We start from the raw sequence: 8444 nt of genomic DNA, 5'->3' as shown, positions 1-8444 counted from the left end.
CTTTTTATGAGAACTGATGGTTTAAAGCATCAATACCTTGTTGCATATCTTGACCGCTAAAATCAGGGCGATAGCGATCTGATTTATCCGGGTACAAAATGTAAATTAAATCGTTGTTGTAATAGTAGTAGCGGTTTTTGAGCTGTTTATTGACGTAAGGGACGACTACGAATAATTGGTTATTGTAATACGTATATTCCGCATACGTTTTGCCGTCATCGTAAATGATAAGCGTAATGTTGTCGACTTTATATGTCGTTTCGGTACTCGTTTGTGACGATGGCGATAGTTGTTTATTGTCGACCATTCCTTTAATTTTATACGCAGTCGGGCGAATCATATTGTTGACGATGTTATCAATTTCAGCTTTTGAATATAAATCTAAGTTATCCGATGGTGCAGAATAATCTCCGATGTTACTGCTTTCTTCTACTGCTTCAGTAGATGACTGTGATGATTTGTCATCATTTGTAGCGGGGGTACTTTTTTCAGATGATGACGCTTGTTTGTCGTTATCATCATCTGATTTTTCTGTCGAACGACTTGCCGATGAACCGTCGTAATCTGCGATACTACTGTCGACTGTATTTGAGGATTCCGTCGATTCGGTCGTCTGTTCTGTCGTTGTTGGTTTTTCTGGCGTGTCTGGTTGAATGACGACTTGATTGCCACACCCTGCAAGGAGCAGTGTCGCAAATGCGCATCCGTATATATATTTCATCTAATCCCTCCAATCGTTCTTAGCGAAAGCATCGCGATATCGTTACTGTTCATTTTCCCGTTCTGCTAATTTTCGTAACCGTTTTGCTTCTTTTTTCTTGGCGCGTAAGTCGCGGAAAAAGTTTGTCAGTAATGCACCTGTTTCTTCTGCCATTACACCTTCTGTAACGTCGCACTCGTGGTTGAAGCGGGAATCGTTGAGCATCGTATAAAGCGAATGAACACAGCCTGCTTTGACGTCTCTTGCCCCGTAGACGACGCGCGGAATGCGAGATTGTAAAATCGCACCGGCACACATCGGACATGGCTCTAGCGTCACATATAACGTTGTTTCTTCGAGGCGCCAGCTGCCAATGACTTCACATGCTTGTTGAATCGCCATTAATTCGGCATGTGTCACCGCATTTTGACTCGTTTCTCGTAAATTGTGGGCGCGGGCGATAATTTCATCTTTATAGACGATGACTGCACCGATTGGCACTTCACCAATACTTCCTGCTTTCGCTGCTTCGTCAATTGCAGCTTGCATATAAAATAAATCTTTTTCCATCATAAACTCCTTTAAATCGGGCTTTTTTTATTGTAAAGAATTTCGACAATTCGTTAAAGCTATCGTTCTCATTTCGTCTGTGATAAAATATTTAACATTGACGAAAAAAATATGAAGGGGGACTTCTGATGCCTACACCATTTATTACGGTTGAAGGACCGATTGGCGTCGGAAAAACGTCGCTCTCTAAAATAGTAGCAGAAACGTTCGAGTTTCACTTATTAAAAGAGATTGTAGACGAAAATCCGTTTTTAAATAAGTTTTATGAAGATATTGATGAGTGGAGCTTCCAAACGGAAATGTTCTTCTTATGCAATCGTTACAAACAGCTAACAGATATTAAAAAACATATTCTTGCTGACAACCACTCTGTTGTAGCAGACTATCATATTTTTAAAAATTTAATTTTTGCAAAGCGTACATTGCAACCGACTGAGTACAATAAGTATGAGGAAATTTACCGTATTTTAACGGCGGATATGCCAAAGCCGAATATGGTCATTTACTTAGATGCTTCTGTTGATACGTTAATGAAACGCATTGCAATGCGTGGTCGTGATTTTGAACAAATGATTACGCGCGATTATATGGAGCAGCTTGTTGAAGACTATCATGTGTTTATTGAAAGCTTCGAGAAGCGCAATCCTGAAATTCCGGTTATTCGTGTCAATGGAGACGAGCTAGACTTCGTACAGCACGCTGATGATTTACAAAAAATTCTTCGTGTGATCGAGGAAACGTTAGAACAAAGGAGCTTTAAAGCATGAACTTAAGAGAAAAATATGGCATTCCATCGAATGCGGTCATTACAATTGCTGGTACAGTAGGTGTTGGTAAATCAACGATGACAAAAGCACTTGCTGAAGCGTTAAACTTCCGCACATCATTTGAAAAAGTGGATACGAATCCATATTTAGATAAATTTTACGATGACTTTGAAAAATGGAGCTTCCACCTACAAATTTATTTCTTAGCTGAACGCTTCAAAGAGCAAAAACGTATTTTCGAATACGGCGGCGGCTTCATTCAAGACCGTTCGATTTATGAAGATACAGGTATCTTTGCGAAAATGCACTACGATAAAGGCACGATGTCACCAACAGATTACGAAACGTATACAAATCTGTTTGACGCAATGGTCATGACACCGTACTTCCCACACCCTGATTTATTAATTTACTTAGAAGGCTCACTCGATAATATTTTAGATCGTATTGAAGAACGCGGTCGTCCGATGGAGCAACAAACAGATAAAGCATACTGGCACGAAATGCACGAGCGTTATGAAAATTGGATTGACGGCTTTAATGCATGTCCAGTATTACGTTTAGATATTAACGATTACGATTTAATGAAAAATCCTGACTCAGTAGAAATTATTTTAGAACGTGTCGGACATTTTATCGAACAAACTTCGCACCTACGTCGTCGTTAATAGTAGGAGACTATCACCGTTTTGTGATAGTCTTTTTTTAATGACAGAAAGAGGTGTTCATCATGAGAGTAGCAATTTATTGTGGATCAAGAACGGGGAACAACCCGATTTATATAGAAAAAGCAATCGAGCTTGGCCGCGTATTAGCGGAGCATGGCATTGGCGTCGTTTATGGCGGTGCGAATAACGGTGTCATGGGCGCGGTAGCAGATGCGGCGCTTGCAGCGGGTGGTGAAGTAATCGGTGTCACGCCAGCATTTGAAGAATGGAATGAAGTGACGCACTTAGGGTTAACGGAACTTCATTATGTCAATACGATGCACGAACGAAAAGCGATGATGATTCAATTATCGGATATGTTTATCGCGCTTCCAGGTGGAGCAGGAACGATGGACGAGTTTTTTGACGTGTTCACACTGACGCAAATCGGTCAGCAAGATAAAGCGGTGTGCTTATACAATGTGAATCATTTTTACGAACCACTGCGTAAGCATTTCGATAAAATGGTCGAAGAGGGCTTTATGCCAACCGAACATTTAGAACTGTTACACATGTTAGAAACGCCAGAAGATGCATTGCGCCTTGCAGCGTCTATCGAAAAAGCGAAACAATAAAAAAAGCGGCTCCGCGTGAGTCGCTTTTTTCTATGCCGCTTTCTTTTTTATGCGGTATTTGAATTGATTGATTTGGAAAAATAAAAAACAGCCGATACAAAAGCCTAAAATGGCGATACCAGATGCAAGGGCAACCATAATAGAGAAAATATAGCCGAGAACCGGTAAACCGAATGTGAAGCCGATAAAGGCAAGTGCTGTACATACGATGACGATACAACTATTAAACTTTTGTTGCGTCACATCTTCAGGAATATAGGCAGTCGGTGCTTTCTTTAAAAATAAACGACCGATTTTGATAACCGGATTAACATTAAACAATAAACCACCAGCGTTGAATACGAGTGGGATAAGTAAGAACCACGGGCTTACAAACCAACTAGCGACCGTACATAATAAAATCGTCCATTGATTGGCACGCACGAGTGGACGCGGGATAAATGCATGTTTTTCCATCATGACACAACCTTTCGATACGAGTAAATTTACACCATTATAACGCTATATAATTTACAATTCCAATGTTTTTACTTGGTTTAAAAATTATTTCTTTTTTCGTTTACGTTAAAGAAATTTTGGCTACAGATAGTGAAAGGGAGGCAAAACAATGGATTTATTGATTGCAGTTTTACCCGCCATCTTCTGGGGGAGCCAAGTGTTAATTACGATGAAGCTTGGTGGCGGCGCTTATAGCCAAACGCTCGGTACAGCATTTGGTGCACTTATTTTTTCAATTGTCATTTACGCCGTCGTGCAGCCGACGTTTACTTGGCTCATTTTCGGTGTTGGGGTCGTATCAGGTTTATTTTGGGCGATTGGTCAGGGGAACCAGTTGATCGCCGTTAACAATATCGGTGTGTCAAAAGCGATGCCAATTTCAACTGGTTTACAGTTAGTCGGTACCGCATTGTTCGGCGTCATCGTTTTTCATGAATGGCAAACGACGACAGCGATTGTGCTAGGCATTATCGCGATTGTATGTATTTTAGTCGGTATTATTTTGACATCAAAAGAAGACCATGACGACGAAGGGAAAAAGAATTTCAAAAAAGGTGTTATTACGTTACTCATTTCGACAGCAGGTTTCATCGGATATGCCGTCATCGCGCGTTTCTTTGAAGTAACGAGTTGGGAACTCGTTTTACCACAGGCGATGGGGATGAGTTTAGGGGCAATCGCGCTAACAGCACGTCATAAGCCGTTTAACAAATATGCCCTTTTCAATATTATTTCTGGTTTAGTGTGGGCAGCGGGTAATTTATTTTTATTTATTTCGCAACCGAAAGTCGGCGTTGCGATTAGTTTTTCACTATCACAATGTGGCGTTATCATTTCCACGCTCGGTGGCATTTTCTTATTAGGCGAGAAAAAGACGAAAAAGCAACTCGTCTATATTGCGATAGGGATTGTATTCATTATCGTCGGTGTCGCTTTACTAGGAATTACGAAAGACAGTTAATATATTGCAATAAGTTTTTAAAATTCCACGGTTTTAGGTTGATTTTTTTAAACATCGCTTATATACTAGGTATTGCTATGCTAGGTGGGAAGGTAGCGGTGTCCTGTAACTCGCAATCCGCTTTAGCGAGACTGAAGTCCTTTTCGAGGCTGTCCGTATGTAAGGTCTGCCTCTTGCACGTAGCGTTGAAGATCGGGTCCCGCGCAATGAGCGCCCATGAACCATGTCAGGTCCGGAAGGAAGCAGCATTAAGTGGGTTAACTCATGTGCCGTGGGGTAGCCTGGTCCGAGCTGGCGACAAGAGTAACGCTTGTGTACGGCAGTCGAAGAAAGGTGCATGGCATAAACATGCATATTCAACTCACTCGATTTATCGGGTGAGTTTTTTTCTTGCCTAAATGGTATAATAAACATAACGATTTTAACTAGAAAAGGAGACAAAAACGTTGGCATATCAAGCTTTTTATCGCGTTTATCGCCCGCAAACATTCCGAGAAGTATCAGGTCAAACGCACGTGAAACGTACGCTTCAAAATGCACTCGTTGCGAATAAAACGACGCATGCTTACTTATTTTCTGGCCCACGTGGTACAGGTAAGACGAGTATGGCTCGTATTTTTGCAAAGGCGCTAAACTGCGATCACGCACCGACAAACGAGCCGTGTAACGAATGCGCGCATTGTGTAGAAATTAATGAAGGTAAATCAAATGACGTTTTTGAATACGATGCGGCTTCAAATTCACGTGTGGAAGATATGCGTGAAATGCTCGAGTATATCGACCATGCTCCTTCAAATGGTACGCGCTACAAAATTTATATTATTGATGAAGTGCACATGCTTTCAACGAGTGCCTTCAACGCATTACTAAAAACGCTAGAAGAACCACCGGCGCACGTCGTGTTCATTTTAGCGACAACAGAACCACACAAAATTCCAGCGACGATTATTTCGCGTACGCAACGCTTCGATTTCAAACGACTTTCTTCTAATGATTTAGTCGAACGCATGAAAGTCGTATTAGAAGACATCAACTTTGGCTACGATGAACGCGCGCTAAAAGTTATCGCACAAGCAGCAGCGGGTGGGATGCGTGATTCATTAAGTATGCTCGATCAAGTCGTATCCTTTAGTGATGAACAAGTGACGTTAGAAGATGCGTTGTTTGTGACAGGATCGATTAGCCAAGACATTTTTTATGAACTAGCGGAAAGCTTATTATCAAAAGATGTCGCGAAAGTACTGGCGATGTTAGAACAATTAATGGGTGAGGGGAAAGATGCCGTTCGTCTATCGGAAGATATGATTACATTTTTCCGCGACTTGTTATTAATCCAAACAGCACCAGACTTAGGAGATTTGTTAGAACTGGCAGCGTCAGATGAGAAGTTTACGAACTTAGCCCACAACTTCTCAATGGATACACTTTATACGTACATCGACATTTTATCGAAAACACAACAAGAAATGCGCTTCTCACTTCATTCGAAAGTGTATTTAGAAACGGCACTATTAAAAATGGTGCAAAGTGGTGTTTCACGTGTAACAGCACCGACAGAAGTGAGTGGTTCAGAGCTTGCAACATTACAACAACAAGTAATGGACTTACAAGCGCTCGTAATGGAAATGCAAAAAGGTGGCATCGCGACAGCGCCACAACCAATTGCGCAAGAACAACCACAACGTCGTGCACGTGCGCGTAAAAAAGATGAATTCCAAGTACAAGTCGGACGCATTCAAGAAATTATGAAACGTGCGACGCGTGATGACCTTCGTCACATTCAAGATATATGGCCAAATGCGGTGGCGCAATTGCCAAAATCGCATGCAGCATTGCTCGTCGATGCGCAACCAGTCGCATCAGCGAACGACGCTTTTGTGCTACAATTTAAAGAAGACATTTATTGTTCAATCGCGGCGGATAACGAGCAGTTTATGCAAAACTTCCCGCAACTTATTGCAAGTATGACCGGTACACTGTACGATATCGTCTTCGTACCGGAGCAACGTTGGCAAAAGCTTCGTGAAGATTTCTTAGCACATTATAAGAAGCAACAAACTGCCAAACAAAATTCGTCTACGAGTGGCGAAGAGCCTGAAGAAAATGTACAATCAATGTTAGTTGAAGAACAACAGGCCTCACAAGACCCCGTTGTCGATGAGGCAATTAAACTATTCGGCGAAGATTTCGTCGAAGTAGTCGAATAATATACATTCTGAGGAGGAACTTAACATGCGCGGTGGCGGTAACATGAATCAAATGATGAAACAAATGCAAAAAATGCAAAAGAAAATGATGGAAGCTCAAGGTGAACTAGAAGCAAGCACTTTCGAAGGTTCAGCTAGTAACGGCTTAGTAAAAGTAACAGTGTCAGGTAAAAAAGAAATTACTGACGTTGAAATTAACCCAGAAGTTGTAGATCCAGACGACGTAGAATTATTACAAGATATGATCATCATTGCTGTAAACAATGCAATGGAAGCTGTTGATAAAGAAACATCTTCTAAAATGGGTCAATTCACAAAAGGTTTAAACATCCCAGGACTATAATTTAAAGCTATGAGGAGGGAACAGTTATGCACTATCCCGAACCAATATCTCGTTTAATTGATAGCTTTATGAAATTGCCAGGCATCGGGCCCAAAACAGCCTCACGCTTGGCCTTTTTCGTGCTAACAATGGAAGAAGATAGCGTACTAACGTTTGCGAAGTCACTCGTAGACGCGAAACGTGAACTAACGTATTGCTCGGTATGTGGTCATATTACAGATATCGACCCTTGCCACATTTGTCAGGATCCGAAGCGTGACCGTTCGATGATCTGCGTCGTGCAAGATACGAAAGATGTCATTGCGATGGAGAAAATGCGCGACTATAACGGTTTGTATCATGTGTTACATGGTGCGATTTCACCGATGGACGGCATTGGCCCCGAAGACATTAACGTACCGACGCTCATTAAACGATTACATGATGATGAGGTGCAAGAGCTTATTTTAGCGACGAATCCAACAATCGAAGGTGAAGCGACAGCGATGTATATTTCAAGACTCGTAAAACCTTCTGGTATTAAGACGACGCGTATTGCGCACGGTTTACCAGTCGGCGGAGATTTAGAATATGCAGATGAAGTGACGTTATCAAAAGCGCTTGAAGGACGTAGAGAACTGTAAGGAGAGGTCAAATATGTTTAGTAGAAAGCAAAAGCTTCGCAAAGAATACGATGCGAAGCTTGTACATGTGATTAAAGAAGCGAAGCAGGACCTCGATGATATACAGCATCTAGAAGGCATTGCGGACGATTTTCTTTTAAGCACGATCGCCCAAAAGAAGATTGCTGAAAGTAAATACTTCTATTTATTTAAAGAAGCACGTATCCGTAAAGTGTTTATTAAATAATAAAGAGGCCTATCGCATAGGCCTCTTTATTTTTGCCTAAAAACAATTGTTTTAAAAGAAACGAAAAGTTTCTTAAAAAAAGACGTAAAATGTGTTGCACAACGTTAAAATGCATGTTATTATAAAATAGTTCTCAACAAGAGAGCAACATTTATAACAATAGAATTGACATTTCGTGAAATATCTTTTAAAATATTTCAAGTCGCTAAAATAACTTAAAAAAAGTTGTTGACAAACGAAAATGATGATGATATAATAAATGAGTCG

The 8444-nt window shown here is 41.0% G+C and carries 11 protein-coding genes and 1 other RNA gene; 9 read left to right on the top strand and 3 right to left on the bottom strand.

The annotated features are described in order from the left end of the window. Positions 1-4 precede the first annotated feature (4 nt). Positions 5-721, bottom strand: a complete 717-nt coding sequence (locus KMHG_RS16650; protein WP_010291278.1) for a hypothetical protein — start codon at positions 719-721, stop codon at positions 5-7. A gap of 42 nt (positions 722-763) precedes the next feature. Continuing rightward, positions 764-1270, bottom strand: a complete 507-nt coding sequence (gene tadA, locus KMHG_RS16645) for a tRNA adenosine(34) deaminase TadA (RefSeq protein ID WP_010291277.1) — start codon at positions 1268-1270, stop codon at positions 764-766. A 128-nt stretch (positions 1271-1398) separates the two neighbouring features. Between tadA and KMHG_RS16640 the strand changes: the two genes are divergently transcribed. From KMHG_RS16640 to KMHG_RS16630, 3 genes are all read left to right on the top strand, one after another. Beyond that, positions 1399-2037 (top strand): deoxynucleoside kinase, encoded by a 639-nt coding sequence (locus KMHG_RS16640; RefSeq protein ID WP_010291276.1) that lies wholly within the window; start codon positions 1399-1401, stop codon positions 2035-2037. Next, positions 2034-2705, top strand: coding sequence for a deoxynucleoside kinase (locus KMHG_RS16635; RefSeq protein WP_010291274.1), 672 nt, complete (start codon positions 2034-2036; stop codon positions 2703-2705). The genes KMHG_RS16640 and KMHG_RS16635 overlap by 4 nt, the downstream gene beginning before the upstream one ends. 62 nt (positions 2706-2767) lie before the next feature. Then, positions 2768-3319: an LOG family protein gene (locus KMHG_RS16630; RefSeq protein ID WP_010291272.1), complete on the top strand. Its 552-nt coding sequence runs from the start codon at positions 2768-2770 to the stop codon at positions 3317-3319. A gap of 30 nt (positions 3320-3349) precedes the next feature. On the opposite strand, the gene KMHG_RS16625 is transcribed toward KMHG_RS16630, so the two are convergent. Further along, positions 3350-3775 carry a DUF4395 domain-containing protein gene (locus tag KMHG_RS16625; protein WP_010291269.1) on the bottom strand — a complete coding sequence of 142 codons (426 nt, stop codon included), beginning with the start codon at positions 3773-3775 and terminating at the stop codon, positions 3350-3352. A 151-nt stretch (positions 3776-3926) separates the two neighbouring features. On the opposite strand from KMHG_RS16625, the gene KMHG_RS16620 reads away from it, so the two are divergent. The 6 genes from KMHG_RS16620 to KMHG_RS16600 all read left to right on the top strand — a co-directional run bounded on the left by KMHG_RS16620 (position 3927) and on the right by KMHG_RS16600 (position 8177). Continuing rightward, positions 3927-4778, top strand: a complete 852-nt coding sequence (locus KMHG_RS16620) for a GRP family sugar transporter (RefSeq protein ID WP_010291267.1) — start codon at positions 3927-3929, stop codon at positions 4776-4778. 75 nt (positions 4779-4853) lie between these two features. Continuing rightward, positions 4854-5119: signal recognition particle sRNA large type (gene ffs / locus KMHG_RS18915), an RNA gene on the top strand. 105 nt (positions 5120-5224) lie between these two features. Then, positions 5225-6985 (top strand): DNA polymerase III subunit gamma/tau, encoded by a 1761-nt coding sequence (gene dnaX / locus KMHG_RS16615; protein ID WP_010291265.1) that lies wholly within the window; start codon positions 5225-5227, stop codon positions 6983-6985. A 25-nt stretch (positions 6986-7010) separates the two neighbouring features. Continuing rightward, the gene (locus KMHG_RS16610) at positions 7011-7328 is read left to right on the top strand and encodes a YbaB/EbfC family nucleoid-associated protein (RefSeq protein WP_010291263.1); all 318 of its coding nucleotides are present in this window, start codon (positions 7011-7013) and stop codon (positions 7326-7328) included. A 26-nt stretch (positions 7329-7354) separates the two neighbouring features. After that, positions 7355-7951, top strand: coding sequence for a recombination mediator RecR (gene recR / locus KMHG_RS16605; RefSeq protein WP_010291262.1), 597 nt, complete (start codon positions 7355-7357; stop codon positions 7949-7951). A gap of 13 nt (positions 7952-7964) precedes the next feature. Next, positions 7965-8177, top strand: coding sequence for a YaaL family protein (locus KMHG_RS16600; protein ID WP_010291261.1), 213 nt, complete (start codon positions 7965-7967; stop codon positions 8175-8177). Positions 8178-8444: the final 267 nt, after the last annotated feature.

The organism is Kurthia massiliensis (assembly GCF_000285555.1).
Classification (GTDB): domain Bacteria; phylum Bacillota; class Bacilli; order Bacillales_A; family Planococcaceae; genus Kurthia; species Kurthia massiliensis.
Note: the sequence above shows the minus strand (reverse complement) of the source record. Positions and strands in the feature narration are given on the sequence as shown.